Below are 23,070 nucleotides of genomic sequence, written 5' to 3'. Positions count from 1 at the left end.
TATTCCTAGCCTTTTGTTTACAATTTCGAAAAGTAAGAGATTGAATTAAAAAAGTTGAAAATAAGAAAAGTCATTACTTTTTTACTAAGGAAATTAGATGAATACAAAAATACTAGAAACGTTAGAATTTAACAAGGTCAAGGCTCTATTTGAGCCTCATCTTTTGACGGAACAAGGACTAGAGCAGTTAAAAGAGCTAGCCCCAATAGATAAAGCTGATAAAATTAGACAGGCATTTGCAGAGATGAAGGAGATGCAAGAACTCTTTGTTGAGCATCCTCATTTCAGCATTTCGGCAACAAAAGATATTGCGGCTACCTGCAAACGTTTGGAGATGGGTGCTGATCTCAACATAGAGGAATTTCTCCTTCTCAAACGTGTCATCTTTGCCAGCCGTGAACTGAAAAATTTCTATGATAATCTTGAAAATGTACGCTTGGACCACTTGGCAAATTGGTTTGAGAAACTTCACGACTTCCCACATCTACAGGGCAATCTCCAAGCCATCAACGAGGCTGGATTTATTGAGAATTTTGCTAGTGAAGAACTAGCACGAATCCGTCGCAAGATCCATGATAGCGAGAGCCAGGTTCGTGATGTCTTGCAAGACCTTCTCAAGCAGAAGGCGCAGATGTTGACAGAAGGGATTGTCGCTAGTAGAAATGGTCGCCAAGTTCTTCCAGTTAAAAATACCTATCGTAATAAGATTGCCGGTGTAGTACATGATATTTCTGCCAGCGGGAACACTGTCTATATCGAACCGCGTGAAGTAGTCAAGCTGAGTGAGGAAATCGCCAGTCTTCGTGCAGACGAACGCTATGAGATGATGCGTATCCTCCAAGAACTCTCTGAACGAGTAAGACCTCACGCAGCTGAAATTGCAAATGATGCATGGATTATTGGGCATTTAGACTTGATTCGGGCTAAGGTCCGCTTTATCCAGGAGACAGGAGCAGTGGTTCCACAAGTCTCTGAAGGACAGGAGATTCAACTCCTTCATGTTCGTCATCCTCTTGTGAAAAATGCTGTTGCTAATGATGTGCACTTTGGTAAGGATCTAACAGCCATCGTTATCACTGGTCCCAATACGGGTGGTAAGACCATTATGCTCAAAACCTTAGGGTTGACGCAATTGATGGCCCAGTCAGGTTTGCCGATTTTGGCCGATAAGGGCAGTCGTGTGGGAATTTTTGAGGAGATCTTTGCGGATATAGGAGATGAACAATCCATTGAGCAAAGCCTGTCAACCTTCTCTAGTCACATGACCAATATCGTAGACATCCTCGGTAAAGTCAACCAAAACTCCCTCTTGCTACTAGATGAGCTTGGAGCAGGTACAGATCCTCAGGAAGGAGCTGCCCTTGCCATGTCTATCCTAGAAGACTTGCGCTTGCGTCAGGTCAAGACCATGGCAACCACTCACTATCCTGAACTCAAGGCCTATGGAATTGAAACGGCTTATGTTCAGAATGCCAGCATGGAGTTTGATACAGCTAGCCTGCGTCCAACCTATCGCTTTATGCAGGGAGTACCTGGTCGAAGCAATGCCTTTGAGATTGCTAAACGTTTGGGCTTGTCAGATGTCATTGTAGGTGATGCCAGCAAGCAGATTAACCAAGACAATGATGTCAATCGCATCATAGAGCAGTTGGAAGAGCAGACACTTGAAAGCCGTAAACGTCTTGAGAATATTCGCCAAGTTGAGCAGGAAAACCTCAAGATGAACCGTGCGCTTAAAAAACTCTACAATGAACTCAATCGTGAGAAAGAAACAGAACTCAATAAGGCGCGTGAGCAAGCTGCTGAGATTGTTGAATTGGCTCTAGCTGAAAGTGATGATATTCTTAAAAACCTTCACAGAAAATCTCAACTAAAACCACATGAAATTATCGAAGCCAAGGCCAAGCTCAAGAAGTTGGCACCTGAAAAAGTTGATCTTTCTAAAAATAAGGTCCTTCAAAAGGCCAAGAAGAAACGAGCTCCAAAAATTGGGGATGATATCATCGTTTTAAGCTATGGTCAACGAGGTACCTTGACCAATCAACTCAAGGATGGTCGTTGGGAAGCTCAAGTCGGCTTGATCAAGATGACGCTTGAAGATAAGGAATTCGACTTGGTTCAGGCTCAGCAAGAAGCGCCTGTCAAAAAGAAACAAGTCAACGTGGTCAAGCGCGCTGTTGGTAAAGCACCGCAGGCTAGACTTGATCTTCGTGGCAAACGCTATGAGGAGGCTATGGAAGCCTTGGATGCCTTTATCGACCAAGCCCTGCTCAACAACATGGCTCAAGTAGACATCATCCATGGTATCGGTACAGGAGTCATCCGTGAAGGAGTAACTAAATATCTCCAAAGAAACAAGCAAGTCAAGAGCTTTGGCTATGCGCCACAAAATGCAGGTGGTTCTGGAGCGACTATCGTTACCTTTAAAGGCTAACCAAGCTATAGAATGAAATGTTAAAAGAGTACCTATCAAGTGATAGGTACTCTTTTGATGAATTTATTTTAATCATTATTGTTAGTGAGTATTTTAAAAGGGGACAATCGTTTTATAGCCAAAAAAAATTGATGAAGGCTTGTCTAGCTGAGCTTTAATTATGCTATACTGATAGTAACGTTATTTTCGGAGGTTAACATGAAGAAACTCCCCTTAGCCTTTTCAGGTTGCTTATTGGGATTAGCTGGTGCAGGAAATCTTATCTTAGATACCTTCCCATTTCTTTCTCATTTGCTTAGTTTGTCAGGCTTGATTCTATGGTTTTGTTTTATTTACAGTCATCTTAGTGATTGGCAAGTAAGCAAGCAAGAACTGAAGAAAGCACCCCTCTTGTCAGGAATGGCGACCTTTCCCATGGCAGGGATGATTTTATCGACTTATTTATTGCGAGTGTTACCTATGAGCTTGAGTATCATTGCACAAGTTCTCTGGTGGTTTGCCTTTCTACTGGATGTAGGTTTAATTATCTACTTTACTATCAATTACGTTCAGACTAAGCCAAGGGCTAGTGCTACACCGACTTGGACTGTTCTTTATGTAGGAATAGCAGTAGCAAGCTTGACCTACCCCGTGGTGGGGATAGTTGGTATTGCCTATGGAGCTTGGATTTTTGGTTTTATCTTAACCCTCATCCTGTATCCTCTCATTTATCAAGATTTGAAAAAGAATCCATTGCCACTAGCTTTAATGGGTCAAGAAGGAATCTATTGTGCTCCATTTTCTCTACTGTTGGCAGCACTGGTTCGGATAGGAGGCCCAGGTCTTCCTAACTGGGTTTTACTGGTCATGATTCTTGCATCACAGACTTTCTTTTTCTTTGTCCTTAGTCGCTTGCCGAGAATTCTAAAACAGGGATTTCAACCATCCTTTTCAGCTCTAACTTTCCCAACCATCATCACGGCAACTTCCTTGAAAATGGCCCAGGGAATCCTACAGTTTCCAACCCTTAACCTCCTCGTTTGGTTAGAAACTATCATTTGTTTAACAATCCTCATCTACGTATTAGTAGAATATGTGAGATATTTAAGAAAATAACAAATCCCCTAGCACTGAGAAGTGTTAGGGGGGTGTTTTTTAGAGCGATTAATAACATTCTTTTTGCTTAACTTCTTTAAAGAGTTGATAAAGAGTATAGAAATAGACCAAACTAAAAATGATACAGATAGTTAGAAATAGGAGATATCTCCAATCCATAGAATTCGTAATTAGTTGTGGGAGAGATACGAGGATAAAGCAGAGAGATGCGTTTAAGAGGCGTATTTTTTTTGATGTGATTTTCTGAAACCTTTGTCCTTTGTTCAAGACAGGAAGGGCTAGCAGGAAGATGATCAGAAAAGGACGTGTAATATAGCCATAAACTAGGAAAAAGGTCATAAAGATACTGACCAAAATATGACTGAGAATTAAAGTTTGTAATGATTTCATATGATTCCTCCTAATAGTCGTCTTGATCTTCCTTGGCTTTTCGAATGCGAAGCCAGACGACAAGTTGCATTATTAATCCGAAAAAGAATGCTGCGAAAAGAATTGATGTGAAATGACCGAAATTGAAAAGAGAGGTGAAATAGTTCTTGCCATCATCCGTTAAGACATTGAGAAGTGGCATGCCAAAGAACATAAAAACTCCATAGACTAGACCAGCCTTAAGTCCAGGGTAGTGCAATTGTTTCTTTTCTTTACAAGTCAACATTTCAGGATCAATAGTAGTAATACCTGTTTTTTTAGTTTGAGTGGAAACATAGATAGCACAAGCCATAGAAACCAGAAAAATAATGATTGGATATCCGAAAGCGACCACTTGGGGATATTTATAAGCGAGGACAAAGGGAATGAGATTGCCAAAAACCATGAGGTAGAAGAGAACCATAAAGAGTTTATTTCCGATGCGGTCAGCCTCACGTTGTTTGTGTTCATCAAGTGGTCCAGAAATGCCGTATGTGCGTTTGATTAGTTTTTCAGTGAGAGTTTCTTTTTTCATTTTTCTTCTCCTTATTAAAATTCGTCCTCCCAAAAGAGACTGTTGAGGTCTGTTTGGAGGCTATGAGCGAGATTGAGACAGAGTTCCAGGGTAGGATTGTACTTGTCATTCTCAATCATGTTGATGGTTTGTCTAGAGACACCGATATCTTTGGCAAGTTCGAGCTGGGATATGCCCAATTCCTTGCGAAATTCTTTCACACGATTCATGCTTCCTCCTTATTTGATTATGTCACATATATTTGACTATAGTATATCTTTTAAAAAATAAAATGTCAACTATTTTTGACATATTTTTAAAAGAATCTTGGTGATAATATTTCTATGTGAAAATCTTCTACGATTTTATGCTATAATGAAGAAAAATAAGAGTGATTTGGATACCCTGAATGCTATCCAATAAAGAAAGAGCAGAAAATGAACCATAAGATTGCAATTTTATCAGACATTCATGGTAACACGACAGCCTTAGCTGGAGTGCTTGAGGACGCTAAAAAGTTGGGAGCGACTGAATATTGGCTTCTGGGAGATATTTTTCTTCCTGGGCCGGGAGCAAATGACTTGGTGGCTCTTTTGAAAGACCTTCCCATTACAGCATCTGTTCGAGGCAACTGGGATGATTGTGTGTTAGAGGCTTTAGATGGGCAATATGGTTTAGAGGATCCCCAAGAAATCCAGCTTATGCGATTGACCCAGTATCTGATGGAGCGTCTAAACCCAGAGCATATTGATTGGTTGAGAAATCTACCTATGGTAGCCAAGAAAGAAGTAGAAGGCTTGCGCTTTTCTCTTTCACATAATTTACCTGAGAAAAATTATGGTGGTGATTTGCTGGTTGAAAATGATACCGAAAAATTTGACCAGCTACTTGATGAAACTACTGATGTAGCCGTCTATGGTCATGTTCACAAGCAGTTGCTTCGTTATGGTAGCCAAGGTCAACAAATCATCAATCCAGGTTCGATTGGTATGCCTTATTTTGACTGGGTAGGGCTGAAAAATCACCGTGCCCAGTATGCCTTACTTGAGGTTGAAAATGGTGAATTAGTCAATATCCAATTTCGTAAGGTTGTTTATGACTATGAAGCAGAGCTAGAATCAGCTAAGACCAAGGGCCTTCCCTTTATCGAAATGTATGAAGAATTGCGGCGAGAGGACAACTATCAAGGCCATAATAGAGATTTGTTAGCTAGTTTAATTGAAAAGCATGGCTATGTGGAGGATGTGAAGAATTATTTTGATTTTTTGTAAGAGTTGCTTTGATTAACAGATACTAAATAAACGATTGGACTAGCCAATCGTTTTTAATATATCTTATTGTAATTGAGATTGATCTGGTAGGTAGGAACCACCGAGATAGGTTTTGCTGAGTTTTTCAAGGGTTCCGTCTTGGTAGAGTTCTTTGAGGACCTTGTCAAATTGTTCTTTAATTTCTTTTCCATCGCTTGAGAAGATAATGTAGTTATTTGGATTATCATTGCTTTCCAAGTCGACTACGTTCAAGTCTAAACCTCGGTCTTGGATAATCTTTTGAACATTTTCGATAAATTTAATATAGATTTTAAAAATAGTGAACTCAATGAGCTTTTTAGCTTCAATAATTCGGTAAATGTTTGACAATAAAATTATTTTATTTTAAAATATAGGTATCATAAAACTATTTAAAGGAGATAGTCATGAAAAAACTTCTTACTGCGGGCCTTGTGCTCTTATCAGTTGCAACTTTAGCAGCTTGTGGAAATAAATCTTCTGATTCTGCAAGTAAAGTTTCAAGCACGACTGAACAAACATCAGCTTCATCAAAAACAGATAACTCAAAGACAAACACATCTGAAGTTACTCTTCTAACAGATGAAGAAATTGACAACGCTAAAACAATTGGAGATATGAAAACTCTTTTTGGTAAGTTGATTGACAACTATAAGAAATATGTTGAAGAAATCGGTGACAAAGTTCCTGAGGCTCAAAAAGATGCTTATAAACAACAAGTGGAACCTGCTCTTAACTCACTAGAAACTTCAAGAAAGGCATTTAATGATGGCTTGTCAAGCGCAGGTTCTGACGATACAGAAATGCCTGCAGAAGCACGTACTGTTTTCCTTCAACAATTGAAGACTGCACGTGATGCTATGAAACAAGCGATTGAATCTGCAAGTAAAATTGTATCAGCGCAATAATATGAGTAAAGTAGGCGACTAATCGTCTACTTTTTCTTGTGCAGAAAGTTTTTATTATAGCTTACAACTAAATCGAAAAGCTTGTAATTCCTGGTTAAGAGATGGGATAAAGGTCTCTACTTATGAAAAATCTCTGCAAGCTCTTTCAGAATGTGGTAAAATGGAAGCAATAGAAATAGAAAAGGAACTTGCTTATGAAATTTCTTGAGTTAAATAAAAAACGTCATGCGACCAAGCATTTTATTGATAAACCTGTTGATCCAAAGGATGTCCGTACAGCTATCGAAATCGCAACCTTGGCACCAAGTGCCCACAACAGCCAGCCTTGGAAATTCGTCGTGGTTCGTGAGAAAAATGCTGAACTAGCAAAATTGGCTTACGGTTCAAACTTTGAGCAAGTAGCCTCTGCACCTGTAACGATTGCCTTGTTTACAGATACTGACCTAGCTAAACGAGCTCGCAAGATTGCCCGTGTTGGTGGAGCAAAGAACTTCTCAGAAGAACAACTTCAGTACTTTATGAAAAATCTTCCAGCTGAGTATGCACGTTACAATGAACAACAAGTCAGTGACTACTTGGCTCTTAATGCAGGATTAGTTGCGATGAACTTGGTCCTTGCATTGACTGACCAGGGAATTGGTTCAAATATTATACTAGGTTTTGATAAATCAAAAGCTAATGAAGTCTTGGAAATTGAAGAACGCTTCCGTCCAGAGCTTTTGATTACAGTAGGATACACAGACGAGAAGTTGGAACCAAGCTACCGCTTGCCAGTAGATGAAATTATCGAGAAAAGATAGGAAGTAAAAATGACAGTTATTGATTTTACAACAGAAGTAGAAAAACGCAAAGAAGACCTCTTGGCTGACTTGTTTAGCCTTTTGGAAATCAACTCAGAACGTGATGACAGTAAGGCCGATGCGCAGCATCCATTTGGACCTGGTCCAGTAAAAGCCTTGGAGAAATTCCTCGAAATCGCAGACCGTGATGGCTACCCAACAAAAAATGTCGACAACTATGCAGGTCATTTCGAGTTTGGTCAAGGAGAAGAAGTTCTCGGAATCTTTGCCCACATGGACGTAGTGCCAGCAGGTAGTGGTTGGGACACTGACCCTTACACTCCAACTATCAAAGATGGTCGACTTTATGCGCGTGGGGCTTCTGATGATAAGGGACCTACAACAGCTTGTTACTACGGTTTGAAAATCATCAAGGAATTGGGGCTTCCAACTTCTAAGAAAGTTCGCTTCATCGTGGGAACTGATGAAGAATCAGGTTGGGCAGATATGGACTACTACTTTGAGCATGTAGGACTTGCAAAACCTGACTTTGGATTCTCACCAGATGCTGAATTCCCTATCATCAATGGTGAAAAAGGAAATATCACAGAATATCTCCACTTTGCTGGTGAAAATACTGGTGCAGCTCGTCTTCACAGCTTCACAGGTGGTTTACGCGAAAACATGGTGCCAGAATCAGCAACAGCAGTTGTTTCAGGCGACTTAGCTGACTTGCAAACTAAGCTAGACGCCTTCGTTGCAGAGCACAATCTCAGAGGAGAAATTCAAGAAGAAAATGGTCAGTACAAGGTGACTGTAATTGGTAAATCAGCCCATGGTGCTATGCCTGCTTCAGGTGTCAATGGTGCGACTTACCTTGCCCTCTTCCTCAGCCAATTTGCCTTTGAAGGGCCTGCAAAAGACTATCTTGACATTGCTGGTAAGATTCTCTTGAATGACCACGAAGGTAAAAACTTGAAAGTAGCTCATGTAGATGAAAAGATGGGTGCTCTTTCTATGAATGCGGGTGTCTTCCGCTTTGATGAAACAAGTGCTGACAATACTATTGCCCTCAACTTCCGTTATCCAAAAGGAACAAGCCCAGAGCAAATCAAGTCAGTTCTTGAAAGCTTGCCAGTTGCTTCAGTCAGCCTTTCTGAACATGGTCACACTCCTCACTATGTGCCAATGGAAGATCCACTCGTTCAAACCTTGTTGAATGTTTACGAAAAACAAACAGGTCTTCAAGGTCACGAACAAGTCATCGGTGGAGGAACTTTTGGACGTCTATTAGAGCGTGGTGTAGCCTACGGTGCTATGTTCCCAGATTCTATCGATACTATGCACCAGGCCAATGAATTTATCGCCTTGGACGATCTTTTCCGTGCAGCAGCCATCTACGCTGAAGCTATTTATGAATTGATCAAATAATGATCTAGAAGTCTGAGATTCTATGCTTGGACTTCTTTTTGGAGGGAAACAGATGTCTCAAATCGAAAAAATCAAGCAAGCTATCATGGCGGATCCACAGAATGCCAGCTATACTGAGCAGGGTATCGAGCCTCTTTTTGCAGCACCAAAGACTGCTCGTATCAATATCATTGGGCAAGCTCCTGGACTCAAAACTCAAGAAGCAGGACTTTACTGGAAGGATAAAAGTGGTGACCGCTTGCGAGAGTGGCTAGGTGTGGATGAAGATACGTTTTATAATTCAGGTTACTTTGCAGTCATGCCTATGGATTTCTACTTTCCAGGTCATGGAAAATCGGGTGACCTACCACCACGTCCAGGTTTTGCAGAAAAATGGCATCCAAAACTTTTGAAGGAATTGCCAGATATTCAATTAACACTCTTGATTGGGCAGTATGCTCAGGCTTACTATCTGCATGAAAAGGTCAGTGGCAAGGTGACAGACCGTGTGCATCGGTTCAAGGATTATTTGCCTGATTATTTCCCTCTGGTACACCCATCACCACGTAATCAAATCTGGATGAAAAAAAATCCTTGGTTTGAGTCGGAAGTGGTTCCCGATTTGAAAAAAAGAATTAAAACAATTTTAGGAGAAAAAGAATGAAAGAAATTTCCTTCGATGAATTTTACCAGCTTTATCAAAATGAGCAACTTTCTCTAGTGGACGTGAGAGAAGTAGAGGAATTTGAAGCTCTTCATTTAGAAGGTGCTCATAATTTCCCTCTCAGTCAACTGGCAGATACTTATGTACAACTGGACAAAGACCAGCTTTATTACGTGATTTGTAAATCAGGAATGCGTTCAGCACGCGCTTGTCAATTTTTAACAGAACAAGGATATGAGGTTATCAATGTCCAAGGTGGCATGGATGCTTTAGAATAAGAAAAACTCCCTTTGAGACCGAAAATAAGAAAGGTTTTAAAGGGAATTTATTTGCTCTAAAATTCCGAAAATTGAAAACATTTTAGAATGATTTCCTGATAGCCTTTTCATGCCTTTAAACATGTTATACTAAGAAAGTATTTTAATTTTATAAGGAGAGTTTATGGCTAAAAAAGGTGCTTTAACAGGATTACTTCTGTTTGGAATATTTTTTGGAGCAGGTAACTTGATTTTCCCTCCAACTCTAGGCGCACAGTCTGGAGAAAACTTCCTTCCTGCCATTGCAGGATTTGTATTTTCAGGTGTTGGGATTGCCGTCCTAACTTTGATTATTGGGACCCTTAATCCTAAGGGTTATATCTATGAGATTTCTAAGAAAATTTCTCCATGGTTTGCGACGATTTATCTTGCAGCTTTGTACTTGTCGATTGGTCCATTCTTTGCCATTCCACGTACAGCAACAACATCGTTTGAGGTCGGTATTAGTCCCCTCCTGGCCGAAGCAGATAAGGGGTTAGGTTTGATTGTCTTTACAATTCTCTACTTTGTTGCAGCCTATTTAATCGCCCTTAACCCTTCAAAGATTTTGGATCGTATCGGACGAATCTTGACTCCAGTATTTGCGATTTTGATTGTTGTTTTGGTTATCCTTGGGGCCTTTAAATATGGTGGGAACGCACCGCAAGCAGCATCAGGTGCCTATCAAACTTCAGCCTTTGGTGCAGGTTTCCTTGAGGGATATAATACACTTGATGCGCTTGCTTCTGTTGCCTTTAGTGTTATCGCTGTTCAAACCTTGAAACAGCTTGGATTTTCAAGTAAGAAAGAATACATTTCAACTATTTGGGTCGTTGGAATCGTTGTAGCTTTAGGATTTAGTGCTTTATACATTGGCCTAGGTTTCCTTGGAAATCATTTCCTAGTACCAGCTGAAGTGATGAGCGAAGGAACTCCAGGAGTTTATATCTTGTCACAAGCAACGCAAGAAATCTTTGGCTCGACAGCACAGCTTTTCCTTGCAGTCATGGTAACGGTGACTTGTTTCACAACAACAGTAGGCTTGATTGTATCAACAGCTGAATTCTTCAACGACCGCTTCCCACAAATCAGCTACAAGGTTTATGCGACTGTCTTTACCTTGATTGGTTTTGCTATCGCAAACCTTGGATTGAGTGCTATTATCAAATACTCAGTTCCAGTGCTAGTTGTCTTGTATCCAATCACGATTGTGATTGTTATGATTGTGATTGTGAACAAATTTGTACCACTTTCAAAACCAGGGATGCAATTGACTATGGGACTTGTAACTGCTATTGCCATAGCTAGCGTCTTAGGAAGTTCATTTGAAGTGACCTTCCTTGCCAACATTGTGAATGCTCTACCATTTGCTAAGGCTTCATTGCCATGGTTAGTACCAGCGATTATCGGAATTTTACTTTCTCTTGTTCTTCCTAACAAACAAGAAAGTGAAGCTTTTGAGATGGAATAAAAAAACCTTGGCAGATGCCAAGGTTTTTTTATTACTCTTAGTTCGTTTTTTCAGTATACCCAAGATCCTCAAGCATTTTTTTAGTTTTTGCAAAACTTACACGTTTTCCAGCTCCTGAATATTCATTTGGCATTGCTTTTTTCATCTCATCAAGATTGACTACAGTCATGTCAATGACCATGGTATGGACGACTTTTCCATCTTTGAATTCGATATTTTGTGTAACGCCCTTAATTCCTTCATACCCTTTATAAGTTTTCACGATAAGTTCTTTAATCTCATCGGCGCTCTTATTGAGTACTTCAGGTTCAAAAACATTATAAACTTCTTGTTTCATAACATCATCGCCTTCAACAGTGTATGTCAAGGTAGAATGTCTTCCTGGATTACTGTCATGAACAAAGGCTACAGTTTTTGATTCAGCTTTCTTTTCTGTAGTTTCAGCCTCAGTAGTTTCAGTTTCGGTAGTTTTTACTTCACTTGTTTCTGCTTTTAAAGAGTTAGAAGTTGTTGATTGTTTAGAACATCCCAACAAGAATGCCAACGGTAAGGCTAAGAGAAGCGTTATTTTGAAATATCTGTTCATATTTTTTCCTTTCATCATAAGAACTACTTTTATTATACCATAACATACTTTCATTATCAAAGTATGTCAGTTTTTCCTTTTTACACATACTAAAATGGGAAAAGTGATATAATGGTAAGAAGAGGTGAAGAAATGAATCAAACTGTAGAATATATTAAAGAACTAACTGCTATCGCATCGCCAACAGGTTTTACCCGTGAGATTACTGATTATTTAGTTGAGACACTTGAAAAGTTAGGCTATCAACCTGTCCGTACTGCCAAAGGTGGTGTCAACGTTACTGTTAAAGGTAAAAATGATGAACAACAACGCTATGTGACTGCCCATGTGGATACTCTGGGAGCTATCGTTCGCGCTGTTAAACCAGATGGTCGTCTTAAAATGGACCGTATTGGAGGATATCCTTGGAACATGATTGAGGGAGAAAACTGTACCGTTCATGTGGCTAGCACAGGTAAGACTGTTTCAGGTACGATTTTAATCCACCAGACTTCTTGTCACGTCTATAAGGATGCTGGAACTGCGGAACGTACGCAGGACAATATGGAAGTACGTTTGGATGAAAAAGTGACCAACGAAAAAGAAACACGTGCACTCGGTATCGAGGTTGGAGACTTTATCAGTTTTGACCCACGAACTGTGGTGGCTGATTCAGGCTTTATCAAATCGCGTCATTTGGATGATAAGGTCAGCGCAGCAATTCTCCTAAATCTCCTCAAAGTCTACAAAGAAGAAGGAATTGAGCTTCCAGTTACTACGCATTTTGCTTTTTCAGTCTTTGAAGAAGTGGGGCATGGTGCTAACTCAAGTATCCCTAGTCAAGTTGTCGAATATCTGGCAGTAGATATGGGAGCGATGGGAGATGACCAGCAGACGGACGAGTACACAGTCTCTATCTGTGTCAAAGATGCTTCTGGTCCTTACCACTATGAATTCCGTCAACATTTAGTTGCTTTAGCTGAAGAGCAAGACATTCCGTTTAAACTAGATATCTATCCATTTTACGGTTCGGATGCTTCTGCAGCGATGTCAGCTGGAGCAGAGGTTAAGCACGCTCTTCTAGGAGCTGGTATTGAGTCTAGTCATTCTTATGAGCGTACTCATATTGATTCTGTAGTGGCTACTGAGCGTATGGTAGATGCTTATCTCAAGAGTGACTTGGTGGAATAAGATGTGCTTGATTTGTGATCGAATTGAATTGATTAAGGCAGGGGAAAATCCCTACTTTGTCAAGGAATTAGAAACTGGCTATGTTGTCATCGGAGACCACCAGTATTTTGAAGGCTACACTCTATTCTTAGCCAAGGAACATGTCACAGAATTGCATCATCTACATCCAACTGTCAAATTCCGCTTTTTAGAGGAAATGAGTCTGGTTCAGGAAGCTGTCTCTAAGGCTTTTACTGCTGAAAAGATGAATGTAGAGTTGTTGGGAAATGGAGACGCTCATGTTCACTGGCATATTTTTCCAAGACGAGCTGGTGATATGAAAGGGCACGGTCTAAATGGACGTGGTCCAGTCTGGTGGGTTCCTTGGGAAGAAATGGTCGCTGAGGAATATCACGTTAAAGATCGGAGACTGGAAAACTTGATTGCGACATTATCAGAAACTTTAAACCAGATAGTAAAATGAAAGGATTAAAGATGAAGAAAAGATATCTTGTATTATCAGGATTATTAGCCTTGACATTAGCGGCTTGCTCACAAGAAAAGCCAGCAACTTCAGAAACTCAGACTTCAACGGAAGAAAAAACTGTCCAAGAAGGAACTGCGGGAAGTAAGTCTCAGGTAGCTAGTCAAAAGAAAGCAGAAGTAGTAGACAAAGGAGATCACTACAGCATTCAAGGCAAGTACGATGAGATTGTTGTCGCTAATAAGCATTATCCTATGTCAAAAGACTATAATCCAGGGGAAAACCCTACCGCTAAAGCAGAACTGTTGAAACTCATTGCAGCTATGCAACAAGCAGGATTCCCGATTAGCGACAACTATAGTGGTTTTAGAAGTTATGAAACTCAAACTCAGCTTTATCAGGACTATGTCAACAAAGACGGAAAGGCAGAGGCTGACCGCTATTCTGCTCGGCCTGGTTACAGTGAACACCAAACTGGCCTTGCCTTTGACCTAATTGGAACAAATGGAGATTTAGTGACTGAAGAAAAGGCTGCCCAATGGCTTTTGGACCATGCGGCTGACTATGGCTTTGTCGTCCGTTATCTCAAAGGTAAGGAAAAGGAAACGGGTTATATGGCCGAGGAATGGCACCTTCGCTACGTCGGCAAAGAAGCCAAAGAAATCGCTGCAAGTGGCCTCAGTCTGGAAGAGTATTATGGCTTTGAAGGTGGAGACTATGTTGATTAGTCGCAAAACATCTTGCAAGAATGCTTGAAATTTGATAAAATATTTAGTAATTAAATAGGAATCTGCAAGACTAGTAACTCAAGGGAAGTATATCAGGGAGGAGAGCCGTGACTGAAAGCTCTCTATATGAAAACTGGGTGAATTCACTTGCGCAAGGATTCGGAAATAAAGGTCTGACTTGTCAGATGAAAACGGATGGTACCGCGTGTCAACGCTCCGAGTGGAGTTTTTGACATGTGGTTTTCTTTTTATCTTACGAGAGACTGATGGAGGAATTATGTCAACTATTGAAGAACAATTAAAAGCGCTTCGTGAAGAAACGCTAGCTAGCTTGAAGCAGATTACTGCTGAAAATGAAAAAGAGATGCAAGAATTGCGTGTCTCAGTCCTTGGGAAAAAAGGGTCACTGACCGAAATCCTTAAAGGGATGAAAGACGTTTCTGCAGAAATGCGTCCTGTTATCGGAAAACACGTAAACGAGGCTCGTGATGTCTTGACAGCTGCCTTTGAAGAAACAGCTAAGCTCTTGGAAGAAAAGAAAGTCGCAGCTCAACTAGCAAGTGAGAGTATTGATGTGACTCTTCCAGCTCGTCCAGTTGCGACTGGTCACCGTCACGTTCTTACACAAACTAGTGAAGAAATTGAAGATATTTTCATCGGTATGGGTTATCAAGTTGTGGATGGATTTGAAGTAGAACAAGACTACTACAACTTCGAACGTATGAACCTTCCAAAAGACCACCCAGCCCGTGATATGCAGGACACTTTCTACATCACAGAAGAAATCTTGCTCCGTACCCACACGTCTCCAGTTCAGGCGCGTGCGATGGATGCCCATGATTTTTCTAAAGGTCCTTTGAAGATGATCTCACCAGGACGTGTATTCCGTCGTGATACAGACGATGCAACCCACAGTCACCAATTCCACCAAATCGAAGGTTTGGTTGTAGGGAAAAACATCTCTATGGCTGATCTTCAAGGAACTCTTCAGTTGATTGTGCAAAAAATGTTTGGTGAAGAGCGTCAAATTCGTTTGCGTCCATCTTACTTCCCATTTACAGAGCCTTCTGTTGAGGTTGATGTTTCATGCTTCAAGTGTGGTGGAGATGGCTGTAACGTTTGTAAGAAAACAGGTTGGATCGAGATTATGGGTGCCGGAATGGTTCACCCTCGTGTCCTTGAAATGAGTGGGATTGATGCAAGTGTTTACTCTGGTTTTGCCTTTGGTCTTGGTCAAGAGCGTGTAGCTATGCTTCGTTATGGAATCAACGATATCCGTGGATTCTACCAAGGCGATGTCCGCTTCTCAGAACAGTTTAAATAAGATTGAAACCTGAAACACAGTCCTATACAGTACTAATCATCTTCTCTCAATGAGAAATGGTGAGGACTACCTCAAAGAAAAAGAAAGGAATTGAAAAGGTCTCTCTTACTGGGATCTTACAATCAGAATTATGTTAGTATCTTATAAATGGTTAAAAGAATTGGTGGACATTGATGTGCCATCACAAGAGTTGGCTGAAAAAATGTCAACCACAGGGATCGAAGTAGAAGGTGTGGAATCACCTGCTGCTGGTCTCTCAAAAATTGTCGTCGGAGAAGTCCTGTCTTGTGAAGATGTGCCAGAAACACACTTGCATGTCTGCCAAGTCAATGTGGGTGAAGAAGAAGCCCGTCAAATCGTCTGTGGAGCACCAAATGTGCATGCAGGCATCAAGGTCATGGTGGCTCTTCCAGGTGCTCGTATCGCAGATAACTACAAGATTAAAAAAGGGAAAATCCGTGGCTTAGAGTCACTCGGGATGATCTGTTCACTTGGTGAGTTGGGCATTTCTGACTCCGTTGTACCAAAGGAATTTGCAGATGGGATCCAAATCTTGCCTCAAGATGCTGTTCCAGGAGATGAAGTCTTCTCTTACCTAGACTTGGATGATGAAATCATCGAGCTTTCTATCACTCCAAACCGTGCAGACGCTCTTTCTATGCGTGGGGTAGCGTACGAAGTAGCAGCGATTTATGACAAGGCAGTTAACTTTAAAGAATTTGCTCTTTCAGAAACAGACCAAGCTACAGCCGATGCTCTTTCTGTCAGCATTGACACAGACAAGGCGCCTTATTATGCAACTCGTATCTTGGACAATGTGACCATCGCACCAAGTCCACAATGGTTGCAAAACCTCCTCATGAACGAAGGCATCCGTCCGATTAATAATGTCGTCGACGTGACCAACTATATCTTGCTTTACTTTGGTCAACCAATGCATGCCTTTGACTTGGATACCTTTGAAGGGACTGACATCCGTGTGCGTGAAGCGCGTGCTGGTGAAAAATTAGTAACCTTGGATGGTGAAGAGCGTGAGTTAGAAATAAATGACCTCGTAATCACTGTCGCTGATAAACCAGTAGCCCTTGCAGGTGTTATGGGTGGTCAAGCTACAGAAATCTCTGAAAAATCTAGTCGTGTCGTCCTTGAAGCTGCTGTTTTCAATGGCAAATCTATCCGTAAGACTAGTGGTCGCCTCAACCTTCGTTCAGAATCTTCTTCTCGCTTTGAAAAAGGCATCAACGTGGCAACTGTCAATGAAGCCCTTGATGCGGCAGCGAGCATGATTGCAGAGTTTTCAGGAGCAACTGTTCGTAAGGGGATCGTTTCAGCAGGTGAGCTTGACACTTCTGATGTGGAAGTTTCTTCAACTCTTGTTGACGTCAACCGTGTCCTCGGTACAGAGCTTTCCTACGCCGATGTAGAAGATGTCTTCCGTCGTCTTGGATTTGGCCTTTCTGGAAATGCTGACAGCTTCACAGTAAGAGTTCCACGTCGCCGTTGGGATATCACTATCGAAGCGGATCTCTTTGAAGAAATCGCTCGTATCTACGGTTATGACCGCTTGCCAACTAGTCTTCCAAAAGACGATGGGACAGCAGGTGAGTTAACAGCGACACAAAAACTCCGTCGTCAAGTTCGGACTATTGCTGAAGGGGCTGGATTGACTGAAATCATCACCTACGCTCTTACAACTCCTGAAAAAGCGGTTGAGTTTACGATTCAGCCAAGTCATTTAACAGAGCTCATGTGGCCAATGACTGTGGACCGTTCTGTTCTCCGTCAAAATATGGTTTCAGGTATCCTTGATACAGTTGCCTACAACGTAGCACGTAAGAATAAAGACTTGGCTCTTTATGAGATTGGAAAAGTCTTTGAACAAACTGGTAATCCAAAAGAAGACTTGCCAAACGAAATCAATAGCTTTGCCTTTGCTTTGACAGGTTTAGTCGCTGAAAAAGACTTCCAAACAGCAGCAGTTCCTGTTGACTTCTTCTATGCTAAGGGAATTTTGGAAGCTCTCTTTGCTCGCTTGGGTCTTGAAGTGACTTATACAGCAACTTCTGAAATTGCTAGTCTTCACCCAGGACGTACAGCCTTGATCTCACTCGGTGACCAAGTCCTTGGTTTCCTCGGTCAAGTACATCCTGTTACAGCTAAGGCTTACGATATTCCAGAAACTTATGTGGCAGAGCTCAACCTTTCAGCTATCGAAGCAGCTCTTCAACCAGCCGCTCCATTTGTGGAAATCACCAAATTCCCAGCGGTGAGCCGTGATATCGCCCTTCTCCTCAAGGCAGAAGTGACTCACCAAGAGGTGGTAGATGCCATCCAAGCAGCTGGCGTGAAACGTTTGACAGATATCAAACTCTTCGACGTCTTCTCAGGTGAAAAACTAGGAATCGGTATGAAGTCTATGGCCTACAGCTTGACCTTCCAAAATCCAGAAGATAGCTTGACTGACGAAGAAGTCGCACGTTACATGGAAAAAATCCAAGCTTCACTTGAAGAAAAAGTCAATGCAGAAGTGCGTTAAAAGTCTAAAATCCATCCTGAGGGATGGATTTTTTTGTCTTTGTCAATGCCGAATATTGGAAAGAAAAATAAATGTGAATTTTATTATTTTTGGTATGAAAAAATCCAAGCAAATTCTACTAATAAAAATGTACATAAATCCTTGTAATGCCCCAAAAAAGGAGTATAATGAGGGTAAGATTAGTAGGAGGTGGAACATGTTAGAAGTCCGCAATCTTGAAAAAAGCTTTGGTCCTAAGCAAGTCTTGTTTGGCGTTGACTTTCAAGCTCAGCCTGGAAGAATTTTAGGTCTAGTTGGGAAAAATGGAGCTGGGAAAACAACCATTTTTCATAGTATTTTGAAATTTTTAGAATATCAGGGAGAGATTCAGTTTGATGGTCAGGAAATTCGTCAGGAAACCTATGCTCGGATTGGCTATCTACCCGAAGAACGTAGTCTCATGCCTAAATTGACAGTTCTCGAACAAGTGCGCTATCTTGCAACCTTAAAAGGCATGGATGCAAAAGAAGTCAAAGAAAAACTCCCTCAATGGATGGAAAAACTGGAAGTCAAGGGGAAACTGACAGACAAGATTAAGAGCCTCTCAAAAGGGAATCAACAAAAGATTCAGCTAATCATTACTTTAATGCATGAACCAGATTTGATTATCCTAGATGAACCTTTTAGTGGTCTAGATCCAGTCAATACCGAATTGCTTAAGCAGGTCATCCTCAAAGAAAAAGAACGTGGTGCAACCATTATCTTCTCTGACCACGTCATGACCAATGTCGAAGAGCTATGCGATGATATTCTTATGATTCGTGATGGGCGTGTCGTCTTGCATGGACCAGTCCAAGATGTTCGTAATCAATACGGCAAAACGCGACTCTTTGTTGCAAGTGAAAAGAGTCAGGAAGACTTGGAAAACCTCCCACATGTCATTCATGCTAGCTTGACCAAGCAGGGAATTTGGAAGCTTATTCTAGATGACGAAAATGCTGGACAGGAGCTCTTTGCTATCTTGACTCAAGGACACTATATCGCGACCTTTGATCAGCAAGCTCCGACAATTGATGAAATCTTTAAACTAGAATCAGGGGTGGAAGTATGAGAAATATGTTGGTTGTAATCAAAGAAACCTATCTGCGTCATGTTAAATCCTGGAGTTTTTTCTTTATGGTAATCTCGCCATTTCTCTTTATCGGCTTGTCTGGAGGAATTGGGTATCTCCAAGGTTCCTCTCTAGCTCAAAATAATAAAGTAGCAGTAGTTAGTTCGGTCCCTGCTGTAACAGAGGAGCTCAAATCGACAAATGGCATTAACTTTGATTATAAGGATGAAGCTAGTGCCCAAGAAGCCATCAAGGATGAGAAAATAAAAGGTTATCTGACCATTGATCAAGAAGATAGTGTACTTAAGGCGGTCTATTATGGAGAGACTTCACTAGAGAGTGGCATTAAATTAGCTGTGACTGCTAAGTTGAATGAACTTCAATCCCAACTCAACCGTTCAGAAGCAAATTTGTCTCAGGAACAGGAAAAACGTTTGGCGCAAACAATTCAATTCACAGAGCAGATAGATGAAGCCAAGGAAAATAAAAAGATGGTTCAGACCTTTGCGGCTGCAGGACTAGGTTTGTTTCTTTATATGATTTTGATTACCTATGCTAGTGTCACTGCTCAAGAGGTAGCTAGTGAAAAAGGAACAAAAATTATGGAAGTGGTATTTTCAAGTATTCGTGCTAGCCATTATTTCTACGCACGGATGATTGCCTTACTTCTTGTCATTTTGACTCATATTGGTATCTATATTGTAGGCGGACTTGGAGCAATCTTATTCTTTAAAGATATGCCCTTATTAGCAAATTCAGGTATTTTAAACCACTTAGGAGAATCCTTTTCAGTCAATACCTTATTGTTTGTCTTAGTCAGTCTCTTTATGTATGTGGTTTTGGCTGCCTTTCTAGGTTCGATGGTTTCTCGGCCTGAAGACTCTGGTAAAGCCTTGTCGCCTTTGATGCTTTTAATTATGGTAGGATTTATTGGAGTAACTGCCTTAGGAACATCTGGAGATAATTTGGTTTTGAGGATTGGCTCATATATCCCATTTATCTCAACTTTCTTTATGCCTTTTAGAGCTATTAATGGTTATGCAAGTAGTTTAGAAGCATGGATTTCGCTTGCTATAACAGTCATTTTTGCAGTAACTGCAACAGTCTTTATCGGCCGTATGTATGCTAGCTTAGTTCTTCAAACAGATGACTTAGGCATCTGGAAAACCTTTAAACGAGCTTTGAGCTATAAATAAAGTAGTGGACCTGAGAGTGTATCTCCCAGGTCTTTCAATTAGCTGAAATATTTCACATTAATTTCTTCTAAACCTTTGACTAATAACGAAAATTATCGTACAATAAAGAGTACATGATAAAATGAGACCAGAGTTTATATGCTCTGGCGTTAGTAGTAAAAAATGAGGAGAAACGCTTTGGAATTAGAAGTATTTGCTGGGCAAGAAAAAAGTGAACTATCTATGATTGAGGTGGCTCGTGCCATCTTGGAACTCCGTGGTCGCGATCACGAAATGCATTTTAGCGATTTGGTTAATGAAATCCAAAACTATCTTGGTACCTCTAATAGCGATATTCGTGAAGCACTACCTTTGTTCTATACAGAATTGAACTTTGACGGTAGTTTTATCTCACTTGGAGATAACAAATGGGGTCTTCGTTCATGGTATGGAGTAGATGAAATTGATGAAGAAATCATTGCTCTTGAGGAAAGTGACGATGAAGAAGTAGCACCTAAAGCTAAGAAAAAACGCGTTAATGCCTTTATGGACGGAGATGCTGATGCCATTGATTATGGCGCAGATGATCCAGAAGATGAAGATGCCTACGAAGAAGATCCAGCTCTTTCTTATGATGATGAAAATCCAGATGATGAGAAGAACGAAGTAGAAGCATACGACGCTGAAATCAACGAAATTGCACCAGATGATCTTGGAGAAGATGTCGATCTTAATGAAGAAGATGACGAAGATTCTGAGGACGAAGAAGAATAATACAAAAAAGCAAGGGAAATTTCCTTGTTTTTTTAATGATTGTTCATACTTGAAGGTAAGATACTAAAATCTGATAGTCAATTTGATTTGACAAATGAGTCGAATTGAGGTAAGATATTGTTCGGGCACCTCTTTTAGAGGTCGGAGCTCCCTAGTTATTAGGGAGCTATTTTTGTTTTTCCGGGAATTTTTATCCTGGATTGTGGTTATTGATGAAGGTCTTGTTTCCTATCTCCCCTATTAGTGAGCAGGACTTGAGCATTTTAGAAAGAGGAATCTATGTCTACGAAATATATTTTTGTAACTGGTGGAGTGGTGTCGTCTATTGGGAAAGGTATCGTTGCAGCGAGCCTTGGACGTCTTTTAAAAAACCGTGGTTTGAAGGTGACCATTCAAAAATTTGACCCTTATATCAATATAGACCCAGGGACCATGAGCCCATATCAGCATGGGGAAGTCTTTGTAACTGATGATGGGGCTGAGACAGATTTGGACTTGGGTCACTATGAACGTTTCATCGATATCAATCTTAACAAATACTCAAACGTGACAACTGGTAAAATCTACAGCGAAGTTCTTCGTAAGGAACGTCGTGGAGAGTATTTGGGTGCAACTGTCCAAGTTATTCCTCATATCACAGATGCCTTGAAAGAAAAAATCAAGCGTGCTGCTTTAACGACAGACTCTGATGTTATTATTACAGAGGTTGGGGGAACTGTCGGTGATATCGAGTCCCTTCCATTCTTAGAAGCTCTTCGTCAGATGAAGGCAGATGTGGGTGCAGATAATGTCATGTATATCCACACAACCTTGCTTCCTTACCTCAAGGCAGCTGGTGAAATGAAAACCAAACCAACTCAACACTCTGTCAAAGAATTGCGTGGTTTGGGAATCCAGCCTAATATGCTGGTTATCCGCACTGAAAAGCCAGCTGGACAAGGGATTAAAAATAAACTAGCCCAGTTCTGTGATGTGGCACCAGAAGCAGTTATTGAGTCCTTGGACGTGGATCATCTTTACCAAATCCCACTTAATCTGCAAGCACAAGGCATGGATCAAATTGTCTGCGACCATTTGAAGATTGATGCACCTGCCGCAGATATGACAGAATGGTCAGCTATGGTTGATAAGGTTATGAACCTCAAAAAACAAGTCAAGATTGCACTTGTTGGTAAATATGTCGAGTTACAAGATGCTTATATCTCTGTAGTTGAAGCTTTGAAACACTCTGGTTATGCCAATGATGCAGAAGTGAAGATTGATTGGGTTAATGCCAATGATGTGACAGCTGAAAATGTGGCAGAACTCCTATCGGACTCTGACGGAATCATCGTTCCAGGTGGTTTTGGTCAACGTGGGACAGAAGGTAAGATTCAAGCGATTCGCTATGCGCGTGAAAATGATGTACCAATGTTGGGAGTCTGCTTGGGAATGCAATTGACTTGTATCGAGTTTGCCCGTCATGTTTTGGGACTTGAAGGAGCTAATTCAGCAGAGCTTGATCCTGATACAAAATATCCGATCATCGATATCATGCGTGATCAGATTGATGTTGAGGACAAGGGGGGAACCCTTCGTTTGGGACTTTATCCTTCTAAGTTGAAACGTGGTTCTAAGGCAGCAGCAGCTTATCATAACAAAGAAGTGGTCCAACGTCGCCACCGCCACCGTTATGAGTTTAACAATGCTTTCCGTGAACAGTTCGAAGAAGCAGGTTTTGTCTTCTCAGGTGTTTCACCAGACAATCGCTTGGTCGAAATTGTTGAAATCCCAGAAAACAAATTCTTTGTGGCTTGTCAGTACCATCCAGAACTTTCAAGTCGTCCAAATCGTCCAGAAGAACTTTACACTGCTTTTGTAACAGCAGCTGTTGAAAATAGTAAATAGTAGAATAAACCTTTGAGAGTCATCTCAGAGGTTTTTATTTGTTTTCAGTATTATGAAAATCTGGAAAAT

The 23,070-nt window shown here is 40.9% G+C and carries 22 protein-coding genes and 1 pseudogene; 18 read left to right on the top strand and 5 right to left on the bottom strand.

Translation table 11 applies throughout. From position 1 onward, the window contains the following. Positions 1–97: 97 nt before the first annotated feature. Both HW271_RS06600 and HW271_RS06595 read left to right on the top strand, forming a co-directional pair. Positions 98–2,434: an endonuclease MutS2 gene (locus tag HW271_RS06600; RefSeq protein WP_178895357.1), complete on the top strand. Its 2,337-nt coding sequence runs from the start codon at positions 98–100 to the stop codon at positions 2,432–2,434. Positions 2,435–2,632: 198 nt separating this feature from the next. Then, the gene (locus HW271_RS06595) at positions 2,633–3,529 is read left to right on the top strand and encodes a TDT family transporter (RefSeq protein WP_178895356.1); all 897 of its coding nucleotides are present in this window, start codon (positions 2,633–2,635) and stop codon (positions 3,527–3,529) included. Positions 3,530–3,577: 48 nt separating this feature from the next. On the opposite strand, the gene HW271_RS06590 is transcribed toward HW271_RS06595, so the two are convergent. Genes HW271_RS06590 through HW271_RS06580 form a run of 3 tightly spaced genes read right to left on the bottom strand, consistent with a single transcriptional unit; the run spans position 3,578 to position 4,681 of the window. Beyond that, the gene (locus HW271_RS06590; protein WP_178895355.1) at positions 3,578–3,919 is read right to left on the bottom strand and encodes a hypothetical protein; all 342 of its coding nucleotides are present in this window, start codon (positions 3,917–3,919) and stop codon (positions 3,578–3,580) included. 10 nt (positions 3,920–3,929) lie between these two features. Then, on the bottom strand, positions 3,930–4,472 hold the full coding sequence (locus HW271_RS06585) for a DUF3278 domain-containing protein (RefSeq protein ID WP_178895354.1): 543 nt from the start codon (positions 4,470–4,472) through the stop codon (positions 3,930–3,932). Positions 4,473–4,486: 14 nt separating this feature from the next. Beyond that, positions 4,487–4,681, bottom strand: coding sequence for a helix-turn-helix transcriptional regulator (locus HW271_RS06580; RefSeq protein ID WP_178895353.1), 195 nt, complete (start codon positions 4,679–4,681; stop codon positions 4,487–4,489). A gap of 207 nt (positions 4,682–4,888) precedes the next feature. On the opposite strand from HW271_RS06580, the gene HW271_RS06575 reads away from it, so the two are divergent. After that, the gene (locus HW271_RS06575) at positions 4,889–5,722 is read left to right on the top strand and encodes a metallophosphoesterase (protein ID WP_178895352.1); all 834 of its coding nucleotides are present in this window, start codon (positions 4,889–4,891) and stop codon (positions 5,720–5,722) included. Between the two features lie 63 nt (positions 5,723–5,785). Here HW271_RS06575 and HW271_RS06570 read toward each other — a convergent pair. Further along, positions 5,786–6,010: pseudogene (locus HW271_RS06570) on the bottom strand (amino acid ABC transporter substrate-binding protein); the annotation flags it as partial. Between the two features lie 137 nt (positions 6,011–6,147). Here HW271_RS06570 and HW271_RS06565 point away from each other — a divergent pair. The 6 genes from HW271_RS06565 to brnQ all read left to right on the top strand — a co-directional run bounded on the left by HW271_RS06565 (position 6,148) and on the right by brnQ (position 11,268). After that, positions 6,148–6,648, top strand: a complete 501-nt coding sequence (locus HW271_RS06565; RefSeq protein ID WP_178895351.1) for a hypothetical protein — start codon at positions 6,148–6,150, stop codon at positions 6,646–6,648. 194 nt (positions 6,649–6,842) lie between these two features. Next, positions 6,843–7,448 carry a nitroreductase family protein gene (locus HW271_RS06560; RefSeq protein ID WP_178895350.1) on the top strand — a complete coding sequence of 202 codons (606 nt, stop codon included), beginning with the start codon at positions 6,843–6,845 and terminating at the stop codon, positions 7,446–7,448. Between the two features lie 9 nt (positions 7,449–7,457). Beyond that, complete coding sequence (gene pepV, locus HW271_RS06555; RefSeq protein WP_049494189.1) at positions 7,458–8,858, top strand: dipeptidase PepV; 1,401 nt, start codon at positions 7,458–7,460, stop codon at positions 8,856–8,858. Positions 8,859–8,910: 52 nt separating this feature from the next. Next, positions 8,911–9,501 (top strand): uracil-DNA glycosylase family protein, encoded by a 591-nt coding sequence (locus tag HW271_RS06550; protein WP_049494188.1) that lies wholly within the window; start codon positions 8,911–8,913, stop codon positions 9,499–9,501. Beyond that, entirely contained in the window at positions 9,498–9,779 is a 282-nt protein-coding gene (locus HW271_RS06545) for a rhodanese-like domain-containing protein (RefSeq protein ID WP_049494187.1), read from the top strand. The genes HW271_RS06550 and HW271_RS06545 overlap by 4 nt, the downstream gene beginning before the upstream one ends. A gap of 163 nt (positions 9,780–9,942) precedes the next feature. Next, positions 9,943–11,268, top strand: coding sequence for a branched-chain amino acid transport system II carrier protein (gene brnQ / locus HW271_RS06540; protein ID WP_178895349.1), 1,326 nt, complete (start codon positions 9,943–9,945; stop codon positions 11,266–11,268). A gap of 37 nt (positions 11,269–11,305) precedes the next feature. Here the strand turns inward: brnQ and HW271_RS06535 are convergent, their stop codons facing one another. Further along, positions 11,306–11,854, bottom strand: a complete 549-nt coding sequence (locus tag HW271_RS06535) for a DUF1307 domain-containing protein (RefSeq protein WP_049494185.1) — start codon at positions 11,852–11,854, stop codon at positions 11,306–11,308. A 132-nt stretch (positions 11,855–11,986) separates the two neighbouring features. Between HW271_RS06535 and HW271_RS06530 the strand changes: the two genes are divergently transcribed. The 9 genes from HW271_RS06530 to HW271_RS06490 all read left to right on the top strand — a co-directional run bounded on the left by HW271_RS06530 (position 11,987) and on the right by HW271_RS06490 (position 23,001). After that, entirely contained in the window at positions 11,987–13,024 is a 1,038-nt protein-coding gene (locus tag HW271_RS06530; RefSeq protein WP_049494258.1) for a M42 family metallopeptidase, read from the top strand. A 1-nt stretch (position 13,025) separates the two neighbouring features. Then, a complete protein-coding gene (locus HW271_RS06525; protein WP_049494184.1) occupies positions 13,026–13,487 on the top strand; it encodes an HIT family protein in 462 nt (153 codons plus the stop codon). An 11-nt stretch (positions 13,488–13,498) separates the two neighbouring features. After that, positions 13,499–14,215 carry an LD-carboxypeptidase LdcB/DacB gene (gene ldcB / locus HW271_RS06520; protein ID WP_178895348.1) on the top strand — a complete coding sequence of 239 codons (717 nt, stop codon included), beginning with the start codon at positions 13,499–13,501 and terminating at the stop codon, positions 14,213–14,215. 277 nt (positions 14,216–14,492) lie between these two features. Beyond that, a complete protein-coding gene (gene pheS, locus HW271_RS06515; protein WP_178895347.1) occupies positions 14,493–15,539 on the top strand; it encodes a phenylalanine--tRNA ligase subunit alpha in 1,047 nt (348 codons plus the stop codon). A gap of 130 nt (positions 15,540–15,669) precedes the next feature. Next, complete coding sequence (gene pheT / locus HW271_RS06510) at positions 15,670–18,075, top strand: phenylalanine--tRNA ligase subunit beta (protein ID WP_178895346.1); 2,406 nt, start codon at positions 15,670–15,672, stop codon at positions 18,073–18,075. Positions 18,076–18,271: 196 nt separating this feature from the next. Then, on the top strand, positions 18,272–19,165 hold the full coding sequence (locus tag HW271_RS06505) for an ABC transporter ATP-binding protein (protein WP_178895345.1): 894 nt from the start codon (positions 18,272–18,274) through the stop codon (positions 19,163–19,165). Then, positions 19,162–20,361: an ABC transporter permease gene (locus tag HW271_RS06500; protein ID WP_178895344.1), complete on the top strand. Its 1,200-nt coding sequence runs from the start codon at positions 19,162–19,164 to the stop codon at positions 20,359–20,361. Before HW271_RS06505 ends, HW271_RS06500 begins: the two co-directional genes overlap by 4 nt. 177 nt (positions 20,362–20,538) lie before the next feature. Then, the gene (gene rpoE / locus HW271_RS06495) at positions 20,539–21,114 is read left to right on the top strand and encodes a DNA-directed RNA polymerase subunit delta (RefSeq protein WP_006150244.1); all 576 of its coding nucleotides are present in this window, start codon (positions 20,539–20,541) and stop codon (positions 21,112–21,114) included. 279 nt (positions 21,115–21,393) lie between these two features. Beyond that, complete coding sequence (locus tag HW271_RS06490; protein WP_178895343.1) at positions 21,394–23,001, top strand: CTP synthase; 1,608 nt, start codon at positions 21,394–21,396, stop codon at positions 22,999–23,001. The last annotated feature ends 69 nt before the right edge of the window (positions 23,002–23,070 follow it).

Origin of the sequence: Streptococcus sp. oral taxon 061 (genome assembly GCF_013394695.1) — a bacterium.
In the GTDB taxonomy this organism is placed as follows: Bacteria; Bacillota; Bacilli; order Lactobacillales; family Streptococcaceae; genus Streptococcus.
Note: the sequence above shows the minus strand (reverse complement) of the source record. Positions and strands in the feature narration are given on the sequence as shown.

What these genes read in the sequence shown, in the direction of transcription:
- HW271_RS06505 (WP_178895345.1), top strand. Translation starts at nt 18,272, where the DNA reads ATGTTAGAAGTCCGCAATCTTGAAAAAAGCTTTGGTCCTAAGCAAGTC.
- HW271_RS06575 (WP_178895352.1), top strand. Translation starts at nt 4,889, where the DNA reads ATGAACCATAAGATTGCAATTTTATCAGACATTCATGGTAACACGACA.
- HW271_RS06580 (WP_178895353.1), bottom strand. Translation starts at nt 4,681, where the DNA reads ATGAATCGTGTGAAAGAATTTCGCAAGGAATTGGGCATATCCCAGCTC.
- brnQ (WP_178895349.1), top strand. Translation starts at nt 9,943, where the DNA reads ATGGCTAAAAAAGGTGCTTTAACAGGATTACTTCTGTTTGGAATATTT.
- HW271_RS06545 (WP_049494187.1), top strand. Translation starts at nt 9,498, where the DNA reads ATGAAAGAAATTTCCTTCGATGAATTTTACCAGCTTTATCAAAATGAG.
- ldcB (WP_178895348.1), top strand. Translation starts at nt 13,499, where the DNA reads ATGAAGAAAAGATATCTTGTATTATCAGGATTATTAGCCTTGACATTA.
- pepV (WP_049494189.1), top strand. Translation starts at nt 7,458, where the DNA reads ATGACAGTTATTGATTTTACAACAGAAGTAGAAAAACGCAAAGAAGAC.
- pheS (WP_178895347.1), top strand. Translation starts at nt 14,493, where the DNA reads ATGTCAACTATTGAAGAACAATTAAAAGCGCTTCGTGAAGAAACGCTA.
- HW271_RS06535 (WP_049494185.1), bottom strand. Translation starts at nt 11,854, where the DNA reads ATGAACAGATATTTCAAAATAACGCTTCTCTTAGCCTTACCGTTGGCA.
- HW271_RS06595 (WP_178895356.1), top strand. Translation starts at nt 2,633, where the DNA reads ATGAAGAAACTCCCCTTAGCCTTTTCAGGTTGCTTATTGGGATTAGCT.
- HW271_RS06560 (WP_178895350.1), top strand. Translation starts at nt 6,843, where the DNA reads ATGAAATTTCTTGAGTTAAATAAAAAACGTCATGCGACCAAGCATTTT.
- HW271_RS06525 (WP_049494184.1), top strand. Translation starts at nt 13,026, where the DNA reads ATGTGCTTGATTTGTGATCGAATTGAATTGATTAAGGCAGGGGAAAAT.
- HW271_RS06490 (WP_178895343.1), top strand. Translation starts at nt 21,394, where the DNA reads ATGTCTACGAAATATATTTTTGTAACTGGTGGAGTGGTGTCGTCTATT.
- HW271_RS06530 (WP_049494258.1), top strand. Translation starts at nt 11,987, where the DNA reads ATGAATCAAACTGTAGAATATATTAAAGAACTAACTGCTATCGCATCG.
- HW271_RS06590 (WP_178895355.1), bottom strand. Translation starts at nt 3,919, where the DNA reads ATGAAATCATTACAAACTTTAATTCTCAGTCATATTTTGGTCAGTATC.
- HW271_RS06550 (WP_049494188.1), top strand. Translation starts at nt 8,911, where the DNA reads ATGTCTCAAATCGAAAAAATCAAGCAAGCTATCATGGCGGATCCACAG.
- HW271_RS06565 (WP_178895351.1), top strand. Translation starts at nt 6,148, where the DNA reads ATGAAAAAACTTCTTACTGCGGGCCTTGTGCTCTTATCAGTTGCAACT.
- HW271_RS06585 (WP_178895354.1), bottom strand. Translation starts at nt 4,472, where the DNA reads ATGAAAAAAGAAACTCTCACTGAAAAACTAATCAAACGCACATACGGC.
- pheT (WP_178895346.1), top strand. Translation starts at nt 15,670, where the DNA reads ATGTTAGTATCTTATAAATGGTTAAAAGAATTGGTGGACATTGATGTG.
- HW271_RS06500 (WP_178895344.1), top strand. Translation starts at nt 19,162, where the DNA reads ATGAGAAATATGTTGGTTGTAATCAAAGAAACCTATCTGCGTCATGTT.
- HW271_RS06600 (WP_178895357.1), top strand. Translation starts at nt 98, where the DNA reads ATGAATACAAAAATACTAGAAACGTTAGAATTTAACAAGGTCAAGGCT.